Annotated in this window: 26 protein-coding genes; 12 read left to right on the forward strand and 14 right to left on the reverse strand. The window is 61.1% G+C overall.

All coding sequences use genetic code 11. From position 1 onward, the window contains the following. The first annotated feature begins 109 nt into the window (after positions 1–109). The 3 genes from P3T40_RS09645 (at position 110) to P3T40_RS09655 (ending at position 4,229) form a co-directional block, all read left to right on the forward strand. Positions 110–1,456, forward strand: a complete 1,347-nt coding sequence (locus tag P3T40_RS09645) for an adenylosuccinate synthase (RefSeq protein WP_429267460.1) — start codon at positions 110–112, stop codon at positions 1,454–1,456. A gap of 3 nt (positions 1,457–1,459) precedes the next feature. Further along, positions 1,460–2,044 (forward strand): phosphoribosyltransferase, encoded by a 585-nt coding sequence (locus tag P3T40_RS09650; protein WP_429267461.1) that lies wholly within the window; start codon positions 1,460–1,462, stop codon positions 2,042–2,044. 298 nt (positions 2,045–2,342) lie between these two features. Next, a complete protein-coding gene (locus P3T40_RS09655; protein ID WP_429267462.1) occupies positions 2,343–4,229 on the forward strand; it encodes a potassium transporter Kup in 1,887 nt (628 codons plus the stop codon). 115 nt (positions 4,230–4,344) lie between these two features. On the opposite strand, the gene P3T40_RS09660 is transcribed toward P3T40_RS09655, so the two are convergent. Beyond that, positions 4,345–6,693 (reverse strand): Tex family protein, encoded by a 2,349-nt coding sequence (locus tag P3T40_RS09660; protein WP_429267463.1) that lies wholly within the window; start codon positions 6,691–6,693, stop codon positions 4,345–4,347. 145 nt (positions 6,694–6,838) lie between these two features. On the opposite strand from P3T40_RS09660, the gene P3T40_RS09665 reads away from it, so the two are divergent. From P3T40_RS09665 to P3T40_RS09675, 3 genes are all read left to right on the forward strand, one after another. Next, a complete protein-coding gene (locus P3T40_RS09665) occupies positions 6,839–8,011 on the forward strand; it encodes a hypothetical protein (RefSeq protein ID WP_429267464.1) in 1,173 nt (390 codons plus the stop codon). A 79-nt stretch (positions 8,012–8,090) separates the two neighbouring features. Further along, positions 8,091–8,309 (forward strand): DUF465 domain-containing protein, encoded by a 219-nt coding sequence (locus tag P3T40_RS09670; RefSeq protein WP_137955558.1) that lies wholly within the window; start codon positions 8,091–8,093, stop codon positions 8,307–8,309. A gap of 63 nt (positions 8,310–8,372) precedes the next feature. Beyond that, complete coding sequence (locus P3T40_RS09675; RefSeq protein ID WP_429267465.1) at positions 8,373–10,643, forward strand: ATP-dependent DNA helicase; 2,271 nt, start codon at positions 8,373–8,375, stop codon at positions 10,641–10,643. Between the two features lie 206 nt (positions 10,644–10,849). Here P3T40_RS09675 and P3T40_RS09680 read toward each other — a convergent pair whose 3' ends face one another. Together P3T40_RS09680 and P3T40_RS09685 are read right to left on the reverse strand one after the other, a co-directional pair. Continuing rightward, positions 10,850–11,119: a hypothetical protein gene (locus tag P3T40_RS09680; protein ID WP_074299784.1), complete on the reverse strand. Its 270-nt coding sequence runs from the start codon at positions 11,117–11,119 to the stop codon at positions 10,850–10,852. Positions 11,120–11,351: 232 nt separating this feature from the next. Continuing rightward, positions 11,352–12,590, reverse strand: coding sequence for a JmjC domain-containing protein (locus P3T40_RS09685; protein ID WP_429267635.1), 1,239 nt, complete (start codon positions 12,588–12,590; stop codon positions 11,352–11,354). A 32-nt stretch (positions 12,591–12,622) separates the two neighbouring features. Between P3T40_RS09685 and P3T40_RS09690 the strand changes: the two genes are divergently transcribed. Next, entirely contained in the window at positions 12,623–13,165 is a 543-nt protein-coding gene (locus P3T40_RS09690; RefSeq protein ID WP_429267466.1) for an FKBP-type peptidyl-prolyl cis-trans isomerase, read from the forward strand. Here P3T40_RS09690 and P3T40_RS09695 read toward each other — a convergent pair. Together P3T40_RS09695 and mutS are read right to left on the reverse strand one after the other, a co-directional pair. Further along, positions 13,145–14,536 (reverse strand): hypothetical protein, encoded by a 1,392-nt coding sequence (locus P3T40_RS09695; protein ID WP_429267467.1) that lies wholly within the window; start codon positions 14,534–14,536, stop codon positions 13,145–13,147. The genes P3T40_RS09690 and P3T40_RS09695 overlap by 21 nt on opposite strands. Further along, positions 14,493–17,192: a DNA mismatch repair protein MutS gene (mutS, locus tag P3T40_RS09700; protein ID WP_429267468.1), complete on the reverse strand. Its 2,700-nt coding sequence runs from the start codon at positions 17,190–17,192 to the stop codon at positions 14,493–14,495. Before mutS ends, P3T40_RS09695 begins: the two co-directional genes overlap by 44 nt. Before the next feature lie 175 nt (positions 17,193–17,367). Between mutS and P3T40_RS09705 the strand changes: the two genes are divergently transcribed. After that, positions 17,368–18,723 carry a tyrosine-type recombinase/integrase gene (locus P3T40_RS09705; protein ID WP_429267469.1) on the forward strand — a complete coding sequence of 452 codons (1,356 nt, stop codon included), beginning with the start codon at positions 17,368–17,370 and terminating at the stop codon, positions 18,721–18,723. Beyond that, entirely contained in the window at positions 18,695–19,756 is a 1,062-nt protein-coding gene (locus tag P3T40_RS09710; protein ID WP_429267470.1) for a GTP pyrophosphokinase, read from the forward strand. The genes P3T40_RS09705 and P3T40_RS09710 overlap by 29 nt, the downstream gene beginning before the upstream one ends. 51 nt (positions 19,757–19,807) lie before the next feature. On the opposite strand, the gene P3T40_RS09715 is transcribed toward P3T40_RS09710, so the two are convergent. From P3T40_RS09715 to P3T40_RS09755, 9 genes are all read right to left on the reverse strand, one after another. Then, positions 19,808–20,077, reverse strand: a complete 270-nt coding sequence (locus P3T40_RS09715) for a helix-turn-helix transcriptional regulator (RefSeq protein WP_429267471.1) — start codon at positions 20,075–20,077, stop codon at positions 19,808–19,810. Further along, positions 20,070–20,501 carry a hypothetical protein gene (locus P3T40_RS09720; RefSeq protein WP_429267472.1) on the reverse strand — a complete coding sequence of 144 codons (432 nt, stop codon included), beginning with the start codon at positions 20,499–20,501 and terminating at the stop codon, positions 20,070–20,072. Before P3T40_RS09720 ends, P3T40_RS09715 begins: the two co-directional genes overlap by 8 nt. Positions 20,502–20,503: 2 nt before the next feature. Next, on the reverse strand, positions 20,504–21,385 hold the full coding sequence (locus P3T40_RS09725; RefSeq protein ID WP_429267473.1) for a ParB/RepB/Spo0J family partition protein: 882 nt from the start codon (positions 21,383–21,385) through the stop codon (positions 20,504–20,506). Beyond that, entirely contained in the window at positions 21,378–21,692 is a 315-nt protein-coding gene (locus tag P3T40_RS09730; protein ID WP_429267474.1) for a hypothetical protein, read from the reverse strand. Before P3T40_RS09730 ends, P3T40_RS09725 begins: the two co-directional genes overlap by 8 nt. Next, a complete protein-coding gene (locus P3T40_RS09735; protein WP_429267475.1) occupies positions 21,682–21,927 on the reverse strand; it encodes a hypothetical protein in 246 nt (81 codons plus the stop codon). Before P3T40_RS09735 ends, P3T40_RS09730 begins: the two co-directional genes overlap by 11 nt. Continuing rightward, a complete protein-coding gene (locus tag P3T40_RS09740) occupies positions 21,924–22,163 on the reverse strand; it encodes a hypothetical protein (RefSeq protein WP_429267476.1) in 240 nt (79 codons plus the stop codon). The genes P3T40_RS09735 and P3T40_RS09740 overlap by 4 nt, the downstream gene beginning before the upstream one ends. Before the next feature lie 114 nt (positions 22,164–22,277). Further along, positions 22,278–22,481 (reverse strand): hypothetical protein, encoded by a 204-nt coding sequence (locus P3T40_RS09745; protein WP_429267477.1) that lies wholly within the window; start codon positions 22,479–22,481, stop codon positions 22,278–22,280. A gap of 8 nt (positions 22,482–22,489) precedes the next feature. Then, positions 22,490–22,723 (reverse strand): hypothetical protein, encoded by a 234-nt coding sequence (locus P3T40_RS09750; protein WP_429267478.1) that lies wholly within the window; start codon positions 22,721–22,723, stop codon positions 22,490–22,492. A 601-nt stretch (positions 22,724–23,324) separates the two neighbouring features. Then, positions 23,325–23,924, reverse strand: coding sequence for a helix-turn-helix domain-containing protein (locus P3T40_RS09755; protein WP_429267479.1), 600 nt, complete (start codon positions 23,922–23,924; stop codon positions 23,325–23,327). 31 nt (positions 23,925–23,955) lie between these two features. Here P3T40_RS09755 and P3T40_RS09760 point away from each other — a divergent pair, with 31 nt between their 5' ends. The 3 genes from P3T40_RS09760 to P3T40_RS09770 all read left to right on the forward strand — a co-directional run bounded on the left by P3T40_RS09760 (position 23,956) and on the right by P3T40_RS09770 (position 25,175). After that, positions 23,956–24,168, forward strand: a complete 213-nt coding sequence (locus P3T40_RS09760; RefSeq protein WP_429267480.1) for a hypothetical protein — start codon at positions 23,956–23,958, stop codon at positions 24,166–24,168. A 113-nt stretch (positions 24,169–24,281) separates the two neighbouring features. Continuing rightward, complete coding sequence (locus P3T40_RS09765) at positions 24,282–24,791, forward strand: phage regulatory CII family protein (RefSeq protein ID WP_429267481.1); 510 nt, start codon at positions 24,282–24,284, stop codon at positions 24,789–24,791. Positions 24,792–24,794: 3 nt separating this feature from the next. Beyond that, entirely contained in the window at positions 24,795–25,175 is a 381-nt protein-coding gene (locus tag P3T40_RS09770; protein WP_429267482.1) for a hypothetical protein, read from the forward strand. The last annotated feature ends 42 nt before the right edge of the window (positions 25,176–25,217 follow it).

Consider the following 25,217-nt stretch of genomic DNA (forward strand, 5'->3'; position numbering starts at 1 on the left):
TATTTCGATATACCCAGAATAACGTCCATACCGTTGAGTGGAAACGGAAAAATTCGGAAGGTTCCGCGAACATAGGTAGAATACGTTTTTAACCAGCTTACGAAACAACATGTCTGCCAGCGCAGTGAATGTGAACCCCGGGCGTAACGTCGTCGTCGTGGGGACCCAGTGGGGTGATGAAGGCAAGGGCAAGATCGTCGACTGGCTGACGGACCACGCTCAAGGCGTCGTTCGCTTCCAGGGCGGTCACAATGCCGGTCACACGCTTATCATCGGCGGCAAGAAAACCATCTTGCGTCTGATTCCGTCGGGCATCATGCATCCCGGCGTCGCGTGCTACATCGGCAATGGCGTCGTGTTGTCGCCGGAAGCGCTGTTCAAGGAAATTGGCGAGCTCGAAGCCGCCGGGGTCGATGTCCAGAATCGCCTCTTCATTTCCGAAGCCACCACCCTGATCCTGCCGTATCACGTTGCCATCGACCAGGGCCGCGAAAAGCGCCGTGGCGCGGCCAAGATCGGCACCACCGGCCGCGGCATCGGCCCGGCCTACGAAGACAAGGTGGCGCGTCGTGGTCTGCGCGTGCAGGATCTGTTTGAGCCGGAAAGCTTCGCCGAACGTCTGCGCGAAAACCTCGATTACCACAACTTCGTGTTGACGAAATACCTGGGCGTCGATGCTGTCGACTTCCAGCAAACGCTCGACACGATGCTGAGCTATGCCGACCGCCTGAAGCCGATGGTGACGGACGTGTCGCGCCGCTTGTACGACGAAAACGCCAAGGGCAACAACCTGCTGTTCGAAGGTGCGCAAGGCACGCTGCTCGACATCGACCACGGTACCTATCCGTTCGTCACGTCGAGCAACTGCGTGGCCGGTGCGGCCACCGCGGGTGCAGGCGTCGGTCCGCAAAAGCTGAACTACATCCTCGGCATCACCAAGGCGTATTGCACGCGCGTCGGTTCGGGCCCGTTCCCGAGCGAACTGTACGATGCAGACAACGCTGCGCGTCAGGAGCCGATCGGTCTCGAACTCGCCACCGTCGGCAAGGAGTTCGGTTCGGTCACCGGCCGTCCGCGCCGCACGGGTTGGCTCGACGCGGCTGCACTGCGCCGCTCGATCCAGATCAACGGTGTCTCGGGCCTGTGCATGACCAAGCTCGACGTGCTCGACGGCCTCGACGAAGTGAAGCTGTGCGTCGGCTACAAGGTGGATGGCAAGGACTGCGATATCCTGCCGCGCGGCGCAACGGAAGTGGAGCGTTGCGTGCCGGTGTATGAGACATTCGGCGGCTGGAAGGAAAGCACCGTCGGCATCAAGGAATGGGACAAGCTGCCTGCTAACGCGCGTGCTTATCTGACACGTGTGCAGGAAGTGGCCGGCGTGCCGATCGACATGGTTTCGACTGGTCCGGATCGTGACGAGACGATTCTGCTTCGTCATCCGTTCAAGGTTTAACTCATGACGCAGGGTGTACCGATGATTGCGATGAAGGACCCGCGCAATGACGACAAGAACCTGTGGGTCGGTTGGGACGAATATCACCGCCTGATCGAGCTGCTGGCGTTGGCTGTCCATGAGTCGGGCTGGAAGTTCGACAAGATCCTGTGCCTCGCGCGCGGCGGTTTGCGCGTGGGCGATCAGCTTTCGCGTATCTACGATCTGCCGTTGGCGATTCTGGCCACCAGTTCGTATCGTGAAGCGGCTGGCACGGAGCAGGGCGAACTCGACATCGCGCAATACATCACGATGACGCGCGGCGAACTGTCCGGCAACGTGTTGCTGGTCGACGACCTGGTCGATTCGGGCGTGACGCTGGCGCGCGTGCAGCAGCATCTGAAGGAGCGCTATCCGGCGATTACGGCGGTGCGCTCGGCGGTGCTCTGGTACAAGGGTTGCTCGAAGGTGAAACCCGACTACCACGTGCAGTTCCTGCCGACCAATCCGTGGATTCACCAGCCGTTCGAGGAATGGGACACGGTGCGTCCGCATAACCTCGGCGCGTGGATCAAGCGCGGTACCGCGCAGGATCGAGCAGATACGTGATGCGAGTGGACACGTTCCGCGTGTCGCGTCCAATCCGTCAAGACGGGGCCCTTTGGGGCTCCGTTTTTTTTGCGCGCGTGGTTCTTTGTTGCAGGTCATGCAACCTGCATGGATGGGGTGGTGACGGCCGGTTTGGTACCGCCTATGGCAACGCGCATAGGCCCCTGGCAGGCCGAAAGCAAGGCACTAAACTGTGCAAGTGACTCACGTGGTGTAAGCACAACATGGCGGAGTGCTACCTTACAGTCAGTTTAGAATAGCGCTCGTTTTTCCGATCAGGAACGGATACCTCGCGTTTATGACAGATAGCCATCACTTGCACAAACAGCCTCTGCCCACGCTCGCTCTGGCTGCGGTCGGAGTGGTGTTCGGTGACATCGGCACGAGCCCGTTGTATTCGCTGAAAGAGGCGTTTAGCCCAGCGCATGGCATCCCGCTGACCGAGCAGTCCATCCTGGGGGTGATCTCGCTGCTGTTCTGGGCGATCGTGATCGTCGTCAGCGTCAAGTATGTGATGTTCGTCATGCGGGCTGACAATAACGGCGAGGGCGGTGTCCTCGCGCTGATGGCGCTGGCTCTGCGCTCGGTGGATCCAAAGAAGAAGCTGGCGGGTTTGCTGATGATGCTGGGCATCTTCGGCGCCTGCATGTTCTACGGCGACGCTGTGATTACGCCGGCCATCTCGGTGATCTCCGCAGTCGAAGGGCTGGCGATCGCGGCTCCCCATCTGTCGCATCTGGTGCTGCCGCTCACTATTGTCATTCTCATCGTGCTGTTCTGGATCCAGCGGCACGGCACGGCGATGGTGGGGCGTCTGTTCGGACCGATCATGGTGGTCTGGTTCGTGGTGATCGGGCTGCTCGGCCTTGCCCATATCGTGCAGTCGCCCAACGTGATTCGCGCGCTCAATCCGTACTACGCTTATTCGTTCATGGCAGCGCACGTGCTGCAGGCGTATGTCGTGCTCGGTTCGGTGGTGCTGGTGCTGACCGGTGCCGAAGCCTTGTATGCCGACATGGGCCACTTCGGCGCCAAGCCAATCCGGGTGGCCTGGTACACGCTGGTGATGCCGTCGCTGGTGATGAACTATTTCGGGCAAGGCGCATTGTTGATGCACGACCCAAAGGCGATCGAAAACCCGTTCTTCCTGCTTGCGCCTGACTGGGCGCTGCTGCCGCTCGTTGTACTGTCGACGGTGGCGACCGTGATTGCGTCGCAAGCGGTGATTTCCGGCGCCTACTCGCTGACGAGCCAGGCGATCCAGCTCGGCTACGTGCCGCGCATGAAGATCCTGCATACGTCAGATCTGGCGATTGGACAGATCTACGTGCCGGTGGTGAACTGGCTGCTGCTGTTCATCATCCTTTGCATCGTGGTGGCCTTCAAGAGTTCGGACAACCTCGCAGCGGCCTACGGTATCGCGGTGACGGCTACGATGGTGATCACCACGGTGCTGGCCTGTGTGGTGATGGTGAACGTGTGGAAGTGGAACAAGCTGCTGGTCGCACTGATCATCGGCGGCCTGATGGTGGTCGATCTCGGCTTCTTCGGCGCCAACTTGCTGAAAGTCGAGGAGGGCGGCTGGCTGCCGCTCGGTATCGGCGCGCTGCTGTTCTTCCTGCTAATGACGTGGTTCAAGGGCAGGATGATCGTCAAGGAACGCACGGCCGCCGACGGTATTCCGTTGATGCCGTTCCTGCAAGGACTGCTCGCTCACCCGCCGCATCGCGTGTCGGGAACGGCGATCTATCTGACCGGCAGCGATACGCTCGTGCCGGTGAGCCTGCTGCACAATTTGAAGCACAACAAGGTGCTGCACGAGCGCACCATATTCCTGACCTTCGCGACGCTCGACATTCCCTATGTGGAGGACGTGGACCGCGTCACGGTGAAAGAGATCGGCGGTGGCCTGTTTCTGGTGAAGGCGGCGTACGGGTTCAATGAGACGCCTGATGTGAAGGCGGTGCTGACCGATGTGGGCCGCATGCATGACATGACCTTCGAATTGATGGACACGTCGTTTTTCCTCGCGCGGGAAACGGTGGTGCCGACGCAGTTGCCCGGTATGTCGGTGTGGCGTGAGCGGGTGTTTGCGTGGATGCATCAGAACGCGGCGAAGCCGACCGATTTCTTTAGTATTCCGGCTAATCGTGTCGTGGAGTTGGGGACGAAGATCGAGATTTGAGATTTGAGTTTTGATGTCGCCGTTGTCCGTCTTGTCCAGGCGGCGAAGCAGTCGAAAAAAAGCCCACGCAGTTTACGACTGCGTGGGCTTTTTGTTGTGTGACGCTTGCGCAGCCTTACCGCTTGAGCTTGGCGAACGCCGCGGCCATCGCGCCTGCCGGTTCCGGCTCACGCGAGCGCTGCGGTGCGCCGCGTCCATTGCCGCCTGGGCGACTCGCGCCACGGTCCTGCTGACCGCCGCTGCGCGGCGCCGAGCCAGCTGCACCGGCTGCGCCGAAGTCATCCGCGAGTCGCATGGTCAGCGAAATGCGCTGGCGCTTCACGTCCACTTCGAGCACCTTGACCTTGACGATCTGGCCGGCCTTCACGACTTCGTGCGGGTCCTTGATGAACTTCGTCGACATCGCCGACACGTGGACCAGACCGTCCTGGTGCACGCCGATATCTATGAACGCACCGAAGGCCGCCACGTTGGTCACGACGCCTTCGAGCACCATGCCCGGCGACAGGTCGGAAATCTTTTCGACGCCCTCGCGGAAGGTGGCCGTCTTGAACTCGGGGCGCGGATCGCGGCCCGGCTTTTCGAGCTCGGCCAGAATATCGCGCACGGTCGGCAGACCGAAACGATCGTCGACGAACTCGGCGGGCGACAGTCCGGAAAGTGCCTCGCGATTGCCGAGCACTTCGCCGACATGCTTGTTGATCTTGGCCAGCATGCGCTCGACCACCGGATACGCTTCCGGGTGCACCGACGACCGGTCGAGCGGATTCTCGCCGTTGTTGATGCGCAGGAAGCCCGCAGCCTGTTCGAAGGTCTTGTCACCCAGACGCGGCACCTTGCGCAGATGATCACGCGAGGGGAACGGACCGTTGGCATCGCGGAAATCAACGATATTGCGCGCGAGCGTCGCGTTCAGCCCGGAGACGCGCGCGAGCAGCGCCACCGACGCCGTATTCGCATCCACGCCCACCGCGTTCACGCAATCCTCGACCACGGCGTCGAGCGAACGCGCCAGTTCGCGCTGGTTCACGTCGTGCTGATACTGGCCGACACCGATCGCCTTCGGCTCGATCTTCACGAGCTCGGCGAGCGGGTCTTGCAGACGCCGCGCAATCGACACCGCGCCGCGCAGCGACACGTCCATGTCCGGGAATTCCTTCGCCGCGAGTTCCGAAGCCGAATACACCGACGCACCCGCTTCGGATACGACGATCTTCTGCAGCTTGAACTCCGGATGGCGCGCGATCAGTTCGCTCGCCAGCTTGTCGGTTTCCCGCGATGCCGTGCCGTTGCCGATGCTGATCAGCTCGGCTTGCGTCTGCGCACAGATGCGCGCGAGCTTGGCGATCGAGCCGTCCCAGTCGCGGCGCGGCTCGTGCGGGTAAATCACGTCGGTGGTGAGCACCTTGCCGGTCCGATCGACCACTGCCACCTTCACGCCGGTGCGCATGCCCGGATCGAGACCGATCACGGCCTTCGGTCCTGCCGGCGCGGCCAGCAGCAGATCCTTCAGGTTGCGGGCAAACACGCGGATCGCCTCGTGCTCGGCTTCTTCGCGCAGATTGGTCAGCAGTTCGTTTTCGATGTGCGGCTGCACCTTCACGCGCCAGCACCAGCGGCACACGTCGGCGAGCCACTTGTCGGCCGGACGGTTCTGGTTGGCGATGCCGAAGTGGCGCGCAATCAGCGCTTCGCCCGGATGCGGCACCTGCGCGTCGAGTTCTTCGCCGAGACCCAGCTTGACCATCAGCACGCCGGCATTGCGGCCGCGGAACAGGGCGAGCGCGCGATGCGACGGCACCGTCTTGATGGTTTCCGAATAGTCGTAGTAATCGCGGAATTTCTCTTCTTCCGCGTTTTCCTTGCCTTCCACCACTTTCGACGAGACCACGCCCTGATTGAACAGGTATTCGCGTAGCTTGCCGAGCAGCTCGGCGGTTTCGCCGAATTGCTCGGACAGGATGTCACGCGCGCCGTCCAGCGCCGCCTTCACATCGGCCACCCCCTTTTCGGGGTCCACGTATTGAGCGGCCTCGGTCTGCGGATCGAGCAGCGGATTGGCGAGCAGTGCCTGGGCCAGAGGATCGAGCCCCGCTTCGCGGGCGATTTGCGCGCGCGTGCGGCGTTTCGGTTTGTAGGGCAGATACAGGTCTTCCAGCACCTGCTTGCTGTCAGCACCTTCAATAGCGGCGCGCAACTCGTCGGTCATCTTGCCCTGTTCGTCGATGCTCGCGACGATCGACGCACGGCGGTCTTCCAGTTCACGCAGATACAGGAGCCGTTCCTCGAGGTTACGCAGCTGCGTATCGTCGAGGTTATCGGTGACTTCCTTGCGGTAACGCGCGATAAACGGAACAGTCGCGCCTTCGTCGAGGAGTTGCACCGCCGCCGCGACCTGGCGCGGCTGGACGGAGAGTTCGCTGGCGATGCGCTGTACGATCTTGAGTGCTACGGTTTCCGTCATAGGGTCTAGGTGTTCCTGCCGGACTCAATCTAAGGCCGCGCATGGCGGCACGCGGGACGCGTGCACGCTGCGACCGGGTTGCTGAAGCGGGGCATTTTGCCATAAATGCCAAAGGGCTCAACCGCGGGGTGATAGAATTTCGGGCATGTTCCGTTGCCCATCTACGACGTTGCCGATCTCCCGTTTTCCACTTGCTTCGCTTACGGCCACGCTTGCCGCACCGCTTTTCACCTGCGCTGCGCTTGGCGTTGCCGCCGCCTCTTTCGCCGTGTCCGCACCGGCGTTTGCGCAAGACCAGCCGGCGGTAACGGAGCCGGCCACGTCCACGCCGTCCGCTGCGTCCGCGGGTACGGCTGGCATCGAAGGCTCGAAGCCTGCGGGTACGGCGCTGCGACCGGATGATGGTCAGCTCAATGGGCAGGCGGGCGGGCAGGCAAGTGGCCCGACCAGCGGGCCGGCGGGCGCATCGGATGCCACCGCGGCGAACGAGGACGCGGCAACGGGGGCGCCACCCAGCAATGACTTCGATGCGCGGCAAGCGGTTCTGAACAACCGCAGCGCAGAAAACAACTATACCTACGCAGTCGCCGTACATGACTGTTATAGCAAGTTTTTCGTGAACTACTGTATCGGCAAGGCACGTGACAGGATGCGCACGGTGCAGGCCGATATTCGCAAGGAACAGCTCGCGCTCGACGCGGAACAGCGCACGGCGCGCGCGCAGGATCGTGACGAGAAGGCGGCGCTCCAGCGCGCACAGGACGAAGCCAACGCGCCGCAGCGCGCCGCGGACGACGCCCGCAACGCCCAGGTTTACGAGGACAAGCAGCGCCAGCATCAACTGGATCAGGCACAGCGCGCGGCCGAGGCGCCCCAGCGCGCGGCCAACGAGCAGGCTTATCAGCAGAAGGTGCAACAGCATGCGCTGGACCAGGCGCAGCGTGGTATCAGCGCGCCGCAGGCAGCAGCGAACCAGCAGGCTTATCAGCAGAAGGCACAACAGCATGCGCTGGACCAGGCGCAGCGTGGCATCAGCGCGCCCCAGGCAGCCGCGAACCAGCAGGCGTACGACCAGAAGCAGGCGAACTTCCAGACCCAGCTTGAGCAGGCCCGTCAGCAGGGCGCACAGAAGGCGCAGGAGCGCATCGAAAAGCAGCAGAGCTATCAGCGCAAGCAGGAGACGGCCGCGCAGCATAAGCAGGACGTCGAGACTCGCCAGAAGCAGGCTGCCGATAAGGCGGCGCAAAAACAGCAGGAGCAGTTGCAGGAGCAGCAACAACAGCAGGAGCAGCAAAAGCAGCAGCAACAGCAGCAGTAACGCGTTTTTAGCCGGACAGCAACCTCAGGCGTCTGGGCTGCACGAGGCAGCCTGCGCCGCATAGGAAGAGGAGGCGAGCATGCGCGACCATCATCACGTCATCGACGCGAACGCACTTCAGGACCGTATTCTGCAACTGGAATCGGAGCACAGTGGACTGGATCGTCTGATCGACAAAATGTCGGATGAGCCCGGCTTCGACGACCTCGAGTTGCAGCGCCTTAAAAAGCGCAAGCTCAAGGTCAAGGACACCATTATCTTGCTGCAGTTGCAGCTCGAACCGGACGCGCGCGCTTAAGCTCGCGACCTGGCAGGCGCCGGGTCGCCACGCGCGCACCGGATTTTGCAGGAAACGCTTGCCTTGAATTCACCGCTTGTTACTTCTTCGCCCAACTCGTCGGATGACGAAGCTCCCGCACGCGACCCACGCGCCGCTGAGAGCGCGCTCGCGTCCTCGCTGAATCCCCGCCGCAAGACCGAGCTCGACGATATTTTCGCTGCCGACGGCCTGCTTGCGCGTCAGATCGACGGCTACCGCTCGCGTGCGTCCCAGATCGAGATGGCGCGCGCAGTTGCCGCCGCCATGGAAGCGTCGGGCCGTGCCATGCCTGAGCCGGCGATGTTCGAGGCGCAGAAGCGGCCCGCGCGGCGACTGCAGGGCGCAGCAGGTGAAACACAGGTGGACGCTTCTGCGGATGCCGCCGCGAGCAACGCCGCAGGCGGTCTCGACGGCAGCGAGAACACGCTGATCGTGGAAGCGGGGACGGGCACCGGCAAGACCTATGCGTACCTCGTGCCGGCCATGCTGTGGGGCGGCAAGGTGATCGTCTCGACCGGCACCAAGCACTTGCAGGACCAGCTGTTCCAGCGCGATATCCCGACGGTGCGCGATGCGCTAGCCGTGCCGGTCACGGTGGCGATGCTCAAGGGGCGCGCGAACTATCTGTGCCACTACTATCTGCAGCGTACGGCGGACAACGGCCGTTTGCCCTCGCGCCAGGAAACCTCGTATCTGCAGGACATCATCCGTTTTGCGAAGATCACGCGCACCGGTGACAAGGCCGAGCTCGCGAGTGTGCCGGAGACGGCCGCGGTCTGGTCGATGGTCACCTCGACGCGTGAAAATTGCCTCGGCCAGGAGTGCCCGCACTACAAGGAATGCTTCGTGATGCAGGCGCGCCGCGAGGCGCAGCAGGCCGATATCGTGGTGGTCAATCACCACCTGTTCTTCGCCGACATCATGTTGCGTGACACGGGCATGGCCGAATTGCTGCCGACGGCCAATACGATCGTCTTCGACGAAGCGCATCAATTGCCGGAGACCGCGACGCTGTTCTTCGGCGAGACGCTTTCGACCGCGCAGTTTCTCGAACTCGCGCGCGATTCGGTGGCCGAAGGGCTAGGCCATGCGCGTGAGGTGGTCGACTGGGTGAAGCTTGGCGCGGCGCTCGAACGCTCGGCACGCGACGTGCGCCTGGCATTCAGGGAAGACTCGGTGCGGCTCTCGATTGGTCAGTTGCCCGACGATCATCCGCTGTTCCCCGCGCTCGAAACGCTTGAGACGGAACTGGATGCGCTCGCTAATGCGTTATCGAGCCAGGCGGAGCGCGCCGAATCGATTGGCGCGTGTCTGCGGCGCGCACGCGAGTTGCAGGGCATCCTCTCGGGCTGGACCACGCCGCCTACCGAAACGGAACGCGATGCCGCTGCCGGTTCTGGAGACGCTAAAACCGCCACGTCCGACCCGAATGAAAAGGTGCGCTGGATCGAAGTGTTCGCGCATACCGTGCAGTTGCATGAGACGCCGTTATCGGTGGCGCCGATCTTCGCCAAGCAGCGCGCCGGCGTGCCGCGGGCGTGGATCTTCACGTCGGCGACGCTCTCGGTGCGGGGCGATTTCACGCACTATGCGGCGCAAATGGGTCTGAACGCGCGCCGCTCGATGACGCTGCCGAGCCCCTTCGACTATCCGGCCCAAGGGCTGCTGTATGTGCCGCGCAATCTGCCGCAACCCTCGTCGCCGATGTTCACCGATGCGGTGTTCGAAGCCGCGCTGCCGGCCATCGAGGCGTCGGGCGGTGGCGTGTTCATGCTCTGCACGACCTTGCGTGCGGTCGACAAGATTGCGACGAAGCTGCGCGATACGATCGAGAAACGCGGCTGGAACTACCCATTGCTGGTGCAGGGCGACGCAAGCCGCACGGAGTTGCTGGATCGCTTCCGCTCGTACGGTAATGCGATTCTGGTGGGCAGCCAGAGCTTCTGGGAAGGCGTAGACGTGCGCGGCGATGCGCTTTCGCTCGTCGTGATCGACAAGCTGCCGTTTGCGCCGCCTGACGACCCCGTATTGGCGGCCCGGCTCGACGCGTTGACCAAGAAGGGTTTGAGTCCGTTTGCGGTCCACCAGTTGCCGCAGGCGGTGATCACGCTCAAGCAGGGCGCAGGGCGTCTGATTCGCGCTGAGACCGATCGCGGCGTGTTGATGATCTGCGACACACGCCTTGTCGACAAACCCTATGGGCGCCGTATATGGCAGAGCCTGCCGCCTTTCAAGCGGACCCGGGAGATCGACGTGGTGCGCGAATTCTTCGAAGAGCGCACGGCGTCGCCCGCGGGCGGAAGCTCGGATTGAATGGAGCGGGCGGAGGGGAGAAGGTCAGCGTCGAAAACGCTGATCTAAAACAAGTGCTCTGAGTTGAGAAAGCTGGCCTGAATAACCGGCTTCAAAATGGCAAAACGCCACGGATGTGAATCCGTGGCGTTTTGCTTTACTACACCAGCAGATCGGGTTGACCTGCTGGTGTAGTTTTCGCCCAGAGGCGAACCCTGTACGACAGCTTACTGGCTTGCGCCCGAAGCCGGAGCTGCAGCCGAAGCCGCAGCGTCCGAAGCAGCAGCGCCTGCGTCCGAAGCAGCAGTCGTTGCGGAAGCAGCAGCGTCGCTCGCAGCAGCAGCGCTCGAAGCAGCAGCGCCTGCATCCGAAGCAGCAGCAGGTGCCGAAGCAGCCGATGCATCGCTAGCCGGGGCAGCTGCTTGGTCGCTGCTCTTGTTGCATGCAGCCAGTGCCACAGCTGCCAACAGGGATGCTACGAGGAGGGATTTCTTCATGATCACGTCCTTTTATGGTTAAAGGTAAGCAACAGCGCAAAATAATACCGGTAATGTGCTCCAACACCGACCTGGGCCGCTGGTGGAGACGCACTTCTCAAGAGCGTGAATCTTCCCTACGGCTTGGGCGGAAATTATATGCACTTTCGTATCGACCGTCGACAAATCCGGGGTCAATACGTTGTCTTTCTCATACAAAATTTCACGTTACGTCATAACAGGCAGACAAGCCTTAAACAGGCTCGCCCACTTGTATCCAGCCCGCACGATACCACTCGTGCAGCAATGCTGTCACCGATGAATCGTCTGAGAGTGTTACAAAGCGTTTCGCACTCAGACACCGGCTATCAGCGAATTCAATCAACCATTTTTTTACGCCTGCGAGCCGATTTTCTTCTCCATTCAAGAAGAAAAAGCGGCTGTTGTACAGCAAAACCGACTTCCGGTCGAGCCGAAGACCGAAGTTGGAAGCGCGTTGAATAAAACGCGCTTCATTAAGCGGTTGTTCCGGCGGATCGAAGACGACACTCGGCTTCGGTTCGCTCAGATAAGTGCCAAGGAAGGACCCAATGTCCTGTTCATTCCATTTGACCTGAGCAAGGATCGCGCCTACGCGCTCGACCAGCGCTTGGGGGAGCTCGGCGGGGCGGGCCACGGCAGGCTGCTGGGGGTCGCGGTATAGCTGCGGTGCGCGCTCCTGGCGGTCATCCCTTTCTCCGCGCTCGGCGAGATGATACAGAAACTGGGCCGTGAGCTCGCTCGAGGAGGGCGCGCGGAAGCCGATCGAGCAGGTCATGCACTCGCCCTCGGCCACGCCGTCATGGGCGATGTGCGGCGGCAGATACAGCATGTCGCCCGGCTCCAGCACCCATTCCTCTTCTGGCTCGAAATTTTGTAAAATTTTCAAGGGCACGCCGGGGCGCAGCGAAAGGTCGCGCTGCGCACTGATCCGCCAGCGGCGCTTGCCGTGCACCTGCAGCAGGAATACATCATACGAATCGAAATGTGGGCCGACTCCGCCGCCATCGGCTGCGTACGAGATCATCAGATCGTCGAGCCGCGCGTCCGGCACGAAGCGGAACCGGTCGAGCAGGGCGCGGGCGCGATCGTCGTGCAGGTCAACACCCTGGACCAGCAGAGTCCAGGCGCGCTGCTTCACTGAAGGCAATTCGTCAGCCGCGAACGGGCCGTGTTCCAGCTGCCATTTGTTGCGAAAGTGCGTGATCAGCCGCGCTTCGACTTCGTCCTGATCGGCGAGATCGAACAACTCGTCGCGCGAGAGCGGCGCGGTGACGTTTGGGATCGCCTGCCGAATCAGCAGCGGCTTCTTTTGCCAGTACCGGCGCATGAATTGCGTCGGAGTGAGATTGCCGAGTAGCGGCGTCGGCACGTCGGGCGAGGGCGGCAGAAGCGGCGAAGAAATCCGCGCAGAAGCTGCGTGCGCCGGGTGGTCAAGGGGCCGCTTGGGCATCGTATAATGTGAGTTGTATTCTGGAGAATCGAATGAAAATTGCAAAGAACACCGTCGTGTCGGTCGCTTACAAGCTGTCGGATGCGCAGGGCAACCTGATTGAAGAAAGCGACGAGCCGATGGTCTATCTGCACGGCGGCTATGATGGCACGTTCCCCAAGATCGAGGAAGAGCTCGACGGCCATGAGGCTGGATTCGAGACCCAGATCCAGCTCGAGCCGCAAGACGCGTTTGGCGAATACGATCCCGATCTCGTGAAGATCGAGCCGCGCAATCGCTTCCCCGAACCGCTCGAAGTCGGAATGCAATTCGAAGGCACTCCGGAAGAAGGCGACGAGGACATCGATTCGCTGGTCTACGTGGTCACGGACGTAGCGGAAGACAAGGTTGTGCTCGACGGCAACCATCCGCTGGCCGGCATGGCGTTGCGTTTTGCGCTGACGGTCAAGGACGTGCGTCCGGCAACCGAAGATGAAATCCAGCACGAGCATGCCCATGGCGCGGATGGCCTGGAAGTGCTCGACGACGATGACGACGAAGGCGACGAAGAGCCGTCAGGGCCCACGCTGCACTGAGCTGGCGGGCATCCCAGCGGGGTTGCTGGGAATGTTCGGCGCGCCGTTCATGGCCGGCGCCTCGCCGCCTTCAATGGGCGGACTAACGGGTGAGCTTATGGGCGGGCTCATGGGCGGACCAACCGGCTGCTCCGGCGGCGGCGTGCTCGGCAGCAGCGGCGGCAGGTTCGACGCCGGGTTCAGCGACTGATTCAAAGCGGGCGGTGCGGGCAAGTTTGGCACGGTCTCGTCGGAAGCCGGCGCGGGCGGCATGGCTTGGGCAGGCTGAGTTAACTGCATTGGCTGGACCGGCAGCAGCGGCAGGTTTTTCGGCACGTCGCGCACACTTACGCGGAACGGCGGCCGGCGCGCCATATCTGCTTCAATCTGAATCCACTGATCAAGACGCTCACGCGGCGCAATGGCGATGCGCGTGAGATTCGTCACCACCTCCCCCTTGTCGTTGCGTAGCGGCTGGTCGATCACAAAGCCGCCGGCTGCACGCTGATCGTCGCAATGTATCAACAAGACCGGGCCGCGGAAGATCTCGGCGACCTTGACGAGGCTGCGCTTGAGTTCCAGAAAGCCGTCGCGATGCGAGTTGCGGGCGAAGCGCAACCAGGCGAAACGGTCCGGCCGCTCGTAACGTTCCGGGTCCAGGTCGCCTTGAATGAAGACCACAATCGCGCGCGCGTCACGCCGTTTCGCATACTCTGCCGCGTGTTCCAGCCAGAACGCATTGGCGATGACGCGATCTTCGAATTCACCATTGCGCCCGCCGGCGGTCAGATAGTGATTGTTCGGATCCGGCGCGTTCAGGCCGATGAACACCGTGTCGCCGAGTTGCCAGCGCACGTTCTCCCGATAGGGCCGAAAGCGCGAGACTTCGCTCTCGCGCGTCAAGGCAAGCGGGTTTTGCCCCATCGATGAAGCGTCCGCAAACAGCGTCTGACGCAACTGGTCGAGCCGTTCGACCGGATCGAAACCGCCCGCTTCAGTCGTGCCGCAATCGGTCCAGTCGTGCTGGCCCGGAATAAAGATCAGCGCTGGACGTGCCGCTTCCAGCAGGGCCTGGCGCCGCTCGTACAGCGAGTCGCCGCAGGCTTCCTTCGCCCCCTTCAGATTGCCGTCGTAGACGATGAACGACACGTCGCGGTTGCGGCCGATCGCGTCGATCAGCCGCTGGGTCGGCGCCTCGTCGGCAGGGCTTTGCAACGTGCCGGCGATGACCGCGAAGGTATAGCGAACCGGCGCCGCCTGCACGTGCGCCGACACCCCCCCCGTCAGGACGAGCGCGACGGAGAGCGCCGCGCACAGGGTGCGCGGACGCTGCAGGTCGTGGCGCCGATCAATGATCTGCGTCCGGCGCAGCGGCCAGGTCGTGCAGTTCATAGAGCAGGTCCAGCGCATCGCGCGGGCGTAACTCGTTGGGATCGATAGCCCGCAAACGCGTGAGCAGCGCTTGCTCCGCCGCGCTCAGCGCGGGGGCGGCCGGGGCGGCATCTTCGTGATCGTCGTCAGCATCCTGGAGCATCAGGGGCGCTGAGAACAGATCGAGTTGCGGCGCCGGCTGCCCCGCCGATTGCTGCTCGAGGTGCGCAAGATGCTTGCGCGCCGCGCGGATCACGGCAGCCGGCACGCCGGCGAGTTGGGCCACCTGCAGACCGTAACTCTGATTCGCCGGACCCTCATTCACGGCGTGCAGGAACACGATGCCATGGCCATGCTCGACCGCCGAAAGATGCACATTGGCCGCTTGCGGAAACTCCGCAGGCAGTTGCGTCAGCTCAAAGTAGTGCGTGGCGAAGAGCGTGTGGCAGCCGTTGTGCGCGAGCAGATGCCGGGCGATGGCCCACGCGAGTGCGAGGCCGTCGAAGGTCGAAGTACCGCGCCCAATTTCGTCCATCAGCACGAGGCTTTGCGGTGTCGCGTCGTTGAGGATCGCCGCGGCCTCTGTCATTTCCACCATGAACGTGGAGCGGCCACCGGCCAGGTCGTCGGCGGCGCCGATACGCGTGAAGATGCGATCGATCGGGCCGAACGAAGCACGCCGTGCCGGCACATAGCTGCCCACGTAAGCCATTAGCGCGATCAGCGCGGTCTGGCGCATGAAGGTTGACTTACCGCCCATGTTCGGGCCGGTGATCAAGAGCAGCTTGCGCTCCGGGCCCAGCGTGCAGTCGTTGGCGATGAACTGCTCGACCTGCGCTTCGACAACCGGGTGCCGTCCCTGTTCGATCTCGATGCCGCCATCTGCCGAGAACGATGGCGCGACCCAGTCGAGCGCGCGCGCCCGCTCGGCGAAGGCCGCCAGCAGATCCAGCTCCGCGAGCGCCGCGGCGACCCGCTGGCAATCGGCGATGAAGGGCAGCAGTGCCTGCAGCAACGCATCGTACAGCGAGCGTTCACGTGCGAGCGCGCGCTCCTGGGCCGACAAGGCTTTGTCCTCGAAGGTCTTCAGTTCCGGCGTGATATAGCGCTCGGCGTTCTTCAGCGTCTGGCGCCGGCGATAGTCGTCCGGCACCTTGTCAGTCTGGCCGCGCGTGACTTCGATATAGAAGCCATGCACCTTGTTGTACTCGACGCGCAGATTGCCGATGCCAGTGCGGGCACGTTCACGTGTTTCGAGGTCGATCAGGAACTGCCCGCAGTTCTCGGAGATGTCGCGCAGTTCATCGAGCTCGGCATCGTAGCCGCGTGCGATCACGCCGCCATCGCGCACCATCGCTGCCGGTTCCGGCGCCACGGCGAGCTTCAGCAGGTCGACGCAAGCCGCGGGCGGCTCGAGCGCTGCATCGATGCGCGCGAGCGAATCGGCCGCGCCCGTCACGGCGGCCAGCAGCGTACGCAATTCGGGCAGAGCGATGAAGGTATCGCGCAGGCTCGACAGGTCGCGCGGACGCGCGGACAGTAAGGCGAGACGCCCGGTGATCCGTTCGATATCGGAGATCTGGCGCAGCGCGCTACGCAAGGTGTCGACGCTCGCGCCAGCCGGCGCCTCGAGCAGCGCGCCGATGGCTTGCTGGCGTGCCTGAGCGAGCGCGGCCTCACGTGGCGGATGATGCAGCCAGTGACGCAGCAGGCGGCTGCCCATCGTCGTGCAGCAGGTGTCCAGCAGCGAACACAGCGTCGGGCTTTCGGTGCCGCGCAGCGTTTCGGTGAGTTCGAGGTTGCGGCGCGTGGCAGGGTCGAGCCCAATGTATTCGGACTCGTACTCGACCTTGAGGCTGCGCACATGGCGCAATTGCTGCCCTTGAGTCGCCGCCGCGTAGAGCAGCAAAGCGCCAGCGGCGCCGCAGGCGCTCGACAGCGAGTGCGCGCCGAAACCGTCGAGGCTTGCCACATCCAGTTGATCGCATAGGCGCTGTGTGCCCGAAGCGACGTCGAAGTGCCACACGGGCACGCGTGTCAGCGCCCCAGCTCCGGCGGGCGGTGACCACGTGCTGGCATCGGTGGAGGTTACATCGGCGACCAGAATTTCCGCGGGACGAATCCGTTCGAGTGCCGTGGCGGCCTGGTCGGGCGCCACTTCCGCGAGACGCAACGCTCCGCTCGCGAGATTGAGCCACGCGAGGCCCACGTTGGTGGCCACGCCGCGCCGGTTGTGCCCCACGCACACGGCGAGCAGATACACGTCGTTCTTATCGGACAGCAGCGCGGCGTCGGTCAACGTGCCGGGCGTGACGACGCGCACCACCTTGCGTTCGACCGGTCCTTTCGAGGTGGCGGGGTCGCCGATCTGTTCGCAGATTGCGACCGATTCGCCGAGCTTCACCAGCTTCGCGAGATACTGTTCGACCGCATGATGCGGCACGCCCGCCATCTTGATCGGGTTGCCTGCCGATGCGCCACGCTGGGTCAGCGTGAGATCGAGCAGGCGTGCGGCTTTCTCCGCGTCGTCGAAAAACAGCTCGTAGAAATCGCCCATCCGGTAGAACACGAGCGTGCCCGGATGATCCGCCTTGATGCGCAGGTACTGCTGCATCATGGGAGTGTGACTGCTAATGTCGATGCTTTGCACGTCAGGTTTTGCGGTCGTTTCTTCCATCTATCCTATATCCAGCAAGGCGCAGAGCCTTTTTGCATGTTTCTGTCTGTGTATGCCTACGTACGACAGTACATTGCAAAACTTGAGTGGTTGGCGTAGGTTTCTGGTCGAGAATTTCATTTGACCTACGCCGGTTCCAATTTACGGGTTTCCGGCAAAACCTACGCCGACTCTCATGAACTTTGATGCCCGCGCTGCAAAGCAACTTGAGCCCGATCAACACCTCATAGTCGCTGATTGCCCCGGCTTACGCCTGGTGGCGACCAAGAAAACAAAGAGCTGGACCTATCGCTACAAGTCGCCGGTCACCGGCGACATGAAGCAGACCAAGATTGGGGAGTGGCCGGCAATGTCGCCGGCCGCTGCAATCGTCGCTTGGGAAAAGCTTCGCCAGTCGCGCAATGATGGGCAAGAGCCAGTCGCCAAAACGCGGCAGCCAAGCAACCCGTCGGTCGGCGATATGGTACCGCAGACAACGAAATACACAGTGGGAATACTATGCCGGGAATACCTGGAGGGGCACATCGAGCGCAGCCGTAAGACGAAGGGTGCGAACGAGATCGCGCGTATGTTCCGGACCATGTTGGGCAAGCTTGCCGACGAGGCGGCTGAAACGCTCACACGTGCGCAAGCTTTCGACCTGATCGAAGCCCACGCACAGATTCCGGTACAAGCCGCCAAACTGCGGGCGGAGCTGGGCGCAGCTTGGGACTATGCGCTCGACGCGGGCCGACTATCGCAGAACGCCCCGAATTGGTGGCGCCTTATCATGCGCGGTAAGCTGAAAAGCACGGGAAAGAAGATCGGTGGGAAGAGGGTCGGCAAAAAGCGAACGCTCACGGATCCGGAGCTGGCCGCACTGATTCCCTGGTTGCCCAACTTCAGTCGAAGCGTGTGTGACGTACTGACGCTATATCTGTGGACCGCGACACGCGGAGCCGAGATCGTGAGTATGGAAGGGCGGGACGTGACCGAAGAGAGTGACGGTTGGTGGTGGACGATCCCGAAAGAGAAAACAAAGAATGGGCGGCACGAAGATGCCACCGACCTACGCGTGCCACTGATCGGACGCGCCGAAGCGGTCGTGCGCCGTCGGTTGGGCGTCTATGGGAAAGGGTATCTGTTTCCGCCGGCGAATGGATCGGCGGATCACATTGAGCAAAAGGTGGTGCAGACAGCTGTCCATTACCACCAGCCCTATTCGAGAACCAGGCCCGAGATGGTGCGGCCACGTCTACCGGTTACCGTGTGGGCGCCGCACGATCTTCGCCGCACGATACGAACAATGCTGGCGTCGATGGGTTGCCCTGACGAAGTGGGCGAGGCCGTGATCGGCCACATGCAGGCAGGCATTAAAGGCGTGTACAACCGCCATGCCTACGACAACGAAAGGCGCGAATGGTTATCAAAGATATCGAACAGGCTGGAGGAGATTGCTGCGAAGATTGCGAGTGGAACATCTGAGGTAATATCGCCCGGTATCCTCCGTGCGGCGCGATTACATGACGACTCAACAAAAGACCGTGAATGATGACGTGAGAACCATATATGCTAGACGTCTCGGACTATGGCAGGGGCTTCAGCTTGAGTCAATCCATGCCCTCGAGCACGGCCTAGCCGACGCCGGGTTGAAAATCCATTCGCTCACGGGCCGTGTAAAAACCCTAGAATCAATCGAGGGGAAGCTGCAGAGAAAATCTTTAGCTAATGCGAGTCAACCTGACGCTGCGGGTGCTTCTGAGTCACTTCAGTTTGGGCTTAACGATATCGTAGGTATACGAGCGGTCTGCATGTTTTTAAGCCAGATAGACGAGGTCGTTAACGTGGTGCGGAAGACGTTCAAGATTACGAACGAGGACCGGAAGATCGGTGCGTCCGATGTGGCTTCATTTGGCTACATGTCTGATCATTTTATATGCCAATTGACGGATGATTTTCGGGGGCCCCGGTATGATGACCTTAAAAACATACCTTTCGAAATTCAGGTGCGGACTATTGCGATGGACGCATGGGCCTCAGTTTCTCATCACTTGGACTACAAGAGTGATGCAAGTGTTCCTGCAGAGCTGCGGAAAGACTTCTATGCTTTGAGTGGCCTGTTTTATGTTGCCGATACCCATTTTCAAATGTTTTACAAACAAGTCGAGGGATTCAGAGCGCAGTTGGAGCGCGAACCACAGCAAGAGTTGCTTTCAAGACGCGATGAACTGAACGCCGACGCGCTAGCGGCCTATTTACGGTCTCGCTTCCCAAAGCGGCGAGAACCTGACATGGACTCGGTGGCAACATTTCTCGACGAATTGATAAGCGTCGGCTACAAAAACCTGCGAAACGTGGATGAGGCGATTGGACGCGGTGAGGCCGATATGCTCCGCGGGGAGAAGGCCAGCCCCCCGACCCTTAATAACGGTAAAAAAACTCAGTATAATCAAATTGGTGCGGCGCGGATGAGTCTTGTTCACGCCGACACCAACTATAAACTGCTCCGAGACACGAAAACTGAGAAAGTGTTAGTGACGACAAGCGCGCGTCGTAGAAAGAAGGTCGAGCCGCCAGAGGCCTAAATTATTAGTAATTGCGACACCCTCAAACGTTGATCTATTCGGATTAAATATTCAGGGCGATTCGCTTGCCATAGCCTCGCGCCGTTTCCTATGGCCAGTATTGCGTGGTGGCAAGAGGTCAGATACGGGGCGAGCTTCTGCCCATTCTTCGATTTCTCGCACAAGCCAACCGACACGGCGACCCGATAGAAGTCTCGGTTTTGGAAATTTGCTTTCCCGAACGAGTACTTGCACCGTCGCCGGTGCTAGAGAAACAATCGCGCAGACGTTTTCCAGGTCAAGATATAGCGGCTTGACAAGAGCTGTTTTCAGTTCAGGCAATATCGGCTCCTTGCGCCAATCCAGGCCGAATAGCTCGGTCGAGCATCATCAGTCCAGTTTCGAGTTGAACGCCGGCGGCGCTGGCCCAAGTCCGTGCTTCCTGTGCTGCTTTGTGTCGGCTATAGCTGCCAAGCTCGTCGCGCATAAGGTCGAGCAATTCGATGTCGGCTCCAAGGGAGATTAACTCAACCAGTTTTCGGATCTCGATGCGAAGGGCGTCGATTCGCGCGACGGTTGCGAGTCGGGGATCCGACTCGTTTTCCTTTGTCTGGATAGCTTTGGCGGGCGTGAGCCCGCTGTTGTTGACGTCGTCGTTCGATGCGTGCGCGGGGAGGGCGCCAGCAAGGGAAAGCCGTGTGCGCTTATCCGCTGGCTCCCGCTTGCGCGGCAGCGGACGTGGGGTAGATGTCGCCGGGGGAACCATACTCAACCCTCTCGCTTCGTATCAAGTAGATCCTTCAGGGGCAGCAAAGCCGTATGAACTCCGAAGATGGTCGGCTTATCCAATTGGTCGAACGCGGGATCGTGGAGTACGGCCTGCAGCGCCTGCAAAAGTTGCTTTGCTTGCATGTCGCTGATCTTTTGAGCAACTGGCTTTCCGAGTGTCTTCTTTGTGACTTTGGCTTTCCCGGTTGCCTTCGCCAGCTGTGCGGCGTTCTGCAGGCGCTCAAGTGCCTTGTCGCCGCCGTGCGACCGAATTTCATCAATGACGAGCGTTGACGACACGACTTTGTCGCGAACCAGCTTGTGAAGTGCAGCGGGCGCATTGGCGAGCAACAAAACATCGCGAATGGTCTGGTCGGTGATGTTCAGGCGTGTGCAGATCGCGCCGTTCGGTTCGCCCAGCGCCTGTAGTTCGACGACTTTCTCCGCTAGTTCCAGCGGCGTCAGCTTTTCGCCGTCGTTGTTAGTGATGCCCGCATAGATCAGGCTGACTCGATTGACGGATTTCGCCTCGTCGATCACGCACGGCAACCGGTCGATAAGCTTGCCTTCCTTGATGGCGAGCAAGGCGCCGTGGTACCGGTGTTGGCCCTCGTAGACGTAGATGCGATCTTCGCCGCCAACTTTGCGGACGAAACAACCAAGGGGCTTTTTACGGTCGTAACCGTTGGCTTTAATGAGGTTAGCGATGTGGCGAACGCGATCAGGATCGAGCGGCCGTACATTGTCCCGCCGGTCGTAGTGAATCTGATCGGGCGGCACAGTCCAGAGGTCTGACGAACCTCCGCCTGCGGCCTTGATTGCGGCCTTGGTGTTGCCCGTGACGATCATCGCATCGAGAGCGAGGGGGCTGGTCTTAGCCATTGCTGGCCCCTCTTTTCGACGGGATCTCGCCAACATCGGCAAACGTGGCATCCGGTGCGTAATGAAACAACGTACCGTCGAACGGAGCGATCGATACGCCGGCGAGCCAATACACGAGGCGTTCGTCGGAGCGTCGGATGGCCTGCCGCACGACCGTAGCGCGCACGAGCATGTGCAGATCGAGGCGGAGCGCCTGTGGATCGGCGTGGGGCAATGCGTCCTCAACATTGTCGATTGTGAGCGGGTCACGCTGGCCGGCGAAAAGCGCGATCAGCGCTTTGGAGATAGAGGAGAGGTCAGCTGGCATGTTGTCTCCGGAGACGGGCGAACAGATGCGCGCGCAGGAAAGGCCTCGCGAAGCAGAGCGCGCAGAAAGCGGCCACTGCGACAACGATGAGCTTGCCGGTGGACACGCCGGCAAACAGCCACAACACGGTGTCGGCGAGCGCGAGCAGAAATCCGATGTAGCGTTGCTGCGCGGGACCCGTCAGAAACCAGGCGGCAGCGCAGGTAGTGAGCGCGACGAGAAGGCCGAAGGTCACGCGACCTCCCGAACGCGCAGCGCGCGTGGCTTGCGCTTCTTCGCCTCGGCGATGGCTGTCTGCGCCATCGACGCGGCGCTCTTTCGTCGGCTCTTGTTGATCGCGTCGAAGCAGTCGACTTCGCTCGGGACCGAGATGGACGTGCCGACGACGTCGGTGCCATCGAGGATCATGTACAGCGTATGGACGCTGCCGAGCAACGGCCGCCGAGCGACGACGTGTTTGCCGACTAGCATCGGCGTCGTCGCGCGAGGCGTCATCGGGTCGTATTTAGCGTGTGTGTGTAGGCCGATCGTGTCTCGATGGCTCGGCTCTGCAGGAACCTGAAGTTTTAGTTTGCGCATGTGGCGTTAGTCAGTATCGCCGGCAGCAAGACGTTTGCCGTCCAGCATGGATTTGTCTATTCGCCGCTGCTTTTTCCTGAGCTCGGCACAGTTGGCGAGGCAGATTCGCAGCGCGGCATTGGTGATGGCGTCGGCGGGCGAGCCGGCAAGATGGCGGAGGCGGAATTCCCTGGCGATATCGACGTCGGTGACAGGGATCCGGTCTGCCATGTCGCCGCCTAGACAGTGCCGAGGTGGTAGATCACGCCGGGGGTTCGGGTGCCGGGCTCCGGCGCGAGTAGGGAGCCGATGATCACGAGTGCAGCGAATACGAATACGGCTCGCCATACGCGCGATTTCTCAAAGTCACTTTGCTGCGAGGGATCATTGCCGGTATGGGATTCCGGGGGCAAGCCTTGCTCACGTCGAAGCCACGCGCGGCGTGCCTCGGCGTTCAATTCAATGCTTTTCATGAGGATCTCCGAATTAGCAGGCGACCGGGAGGCGCGCCCACGAACCGGAGAATATCCGCATAAGGAATTTCCTGTCAATCCGTATGCGGAATTATTTGGTGAAAATGATGGAGCCTCGGGGTGAACCGAGCGCGCCAACTACCGTGAACGGATATCTGGCGGGAGCCGCCAGTAACAGCTGGCCGCGAGCTGCGCAAAGAGCGTAAGGACGGCGTCAAGCCATGCGTACTCGTTGATGTATGTGGCCGCCATAAAGCCTATGGCGGTGATCAGATATGGCGATCCGAACCCCCGAACGCGAGCTTTTGATTCGCGGGCGGCGCGGCGACGGCGCAACGACGAGGCAAGTTGCTCCAGCGCGGTCGCGATTAGACCGGTGTACTCGAGGTCTACGCCCGTCGCGGAAAGATCAAGCGTTCCGTCAGGTCGTAGCAGGACGAGTGCCACCGCAATGGCGGGGTTCCCGGTTGTGGTGGCGTGGGATAGGAGATGATCAGCTACTAAAGCCTTCCTGGCATCGACGTTGGCATCCGCGGCGCGCGTCGGCGAATTGCCTGATCCGGCAGATGGGCCTGCGCGTTGCTGCAGGTAAGGATGAAGGTCAGTGACCTTTTGTTTTGCGTGTGTTTTTTCTGTTTTGTGATGGCTGCACATGTGTGGTCAACGTATCGGTAGTTAGATTTCGTTGAGCCACGTGTTTGACTAGCCGACTTTGCTCTGGGTCGGGTCGGATCGTCTCCGTAAATTGCTCCGACGACGGCTGATGGCTGCGGGCCGATTCATGCGACGTCAGAACAAACTCCGCGAAAGCGCGAATCTTTTCTTTCTCCATATCGGGGAGCGCGGCATATCGCTCAAGATCAAACGGCGCAACCGTCGTGCCGTCATCCTCGCGGAGCAGATCAGACACGCTGATGCCAATCGCGCAGGCGAGCTTGTACGCGGTCTCCAGCTCTGGCTCCGTATCTTCATGAAGGACGCGGTGTACCGAACTCTGGGACATTCCAGCGTGCGCGGCCAGCTTTGCCTGCGTATCGACCGCAGGAACGCGGGCCATCCAGCGGCGCACATTTTCAGCAAGCAGTTTTCTCATTGATTTGTTCTTCATAAGCAGAATCATTCCAGATAAGGAATTCCCCATGCGGAATCCTTGATCGTGTGGTAAATTCCGCATACGGAAGTTCACGTCAACATTTCTCATAAATCACCTCATGAGACATCTTCAGGAAGCAATGCTGAAAACCGTTTTGCGCCGGCTTGACGACGCTAAGGGCGAGTGGCCGAGGATTGCTGAGGCGAGCGGCGTCCCCTATCAGACGATTACGAAAATCGGCGGCCGGTTTGTGGCCGATCCACGTGTATCGAGCGTTCAAGCACTGTTCGACTACTTCGCAGGTCAACCGGAAGAGACTGCGGCGGCCGATAGCGTTCAGGCGTCGCACTGACGTTTCCGGAGCATAGCCGTCGCTCCTGGACCTCTCATGCCCGCATCGTACGGGCAGCAGCGAGGGTTAAACAGTATGAACGGCCACATATCCAAAGAAGAACTGGGGCTCCAATGACCTGCAGATACAGCGGCACCGACTGGCTTGACGTCCTTTACACGTCTGTTCGCAATACGCCCGGGGGCGTCGCAGACGCAGCTGCATTTCTGACCAACCGTCGCGGCAAGAGCATCGGCACGGAATCATTGCGCCTCCGTTTGCGCGGCGAAGGCGAAAACCGTCTCTCGATGGAAATGTTCGAGTTGTTGCTCGAATGGATGGAAGAGAAGCGTCAACCGCAGTACGTCGACGCGCTCCATGCACTCAATGAGCGTTTCGGCCTGCGTGCCACGGCGGCAGATGTCGACGACGTGCAGAGCAGTGTCGATCGCGTTGCACTCGATGCCCTTGAGCTCACGCGTCAGACGGGCGTGATGGCGGGTGAAGTCCGCGATGCGATTGCGGACGGTGAGATAACAGGCCTTGAGGCAGACGCGATTGTCGGCGCTGCCCGTTCCCACCAGCGTGTGATTGATCGTCTCGTCGGCGCGGTCGTGCGCCTCAGCAAGTCGGGCCGGCAATAACCGATGCGCTTCACACCGGGGATGATGTGCTGCAACCCGTACCGTGAGCAGGTCGGGCTTTCCTGCGATTACGGCTGGCAACTTCTGTGCGGCACAAACGAGCTCGCACGCCTCGCCGAGCATGCTCCTGAAAATGCGCCGCAATTCATCACGGTGCTGCTGCAGACCTTCCCGGCGTCCGCCGACTTTATCGCTAACCATGCGGTACGCGTCGGCCAGGCAGACAGTTTCGTTGTACGCGCAGCACTCTACTGCGCGGCTCTTCAAACCAAGACCGAACGCCACGCGTTCAGAACCCAGATCGGAGGGTATCTGAACGCTGAAAAGCTGGCTCAGTTTGACCGGTTGATGTCGGCGGAATGGTCTCGTCTTCGCTCTAAATAATCTGGGGATCCAAAGTGACTTTGTCCAATACCGCTTCTGCAC

Origin of the sequence: Paraburkholderia sp. EB58 (genome assembly GCF_050436665.1) — a bacterium.
In the GTDB taxonomy this organism is placed as follows: Bacteria; Pseudomonadota; Gammaproteobacteria; order Burkholderiales; family Burkholderiaceae; genus Paraburkholderia.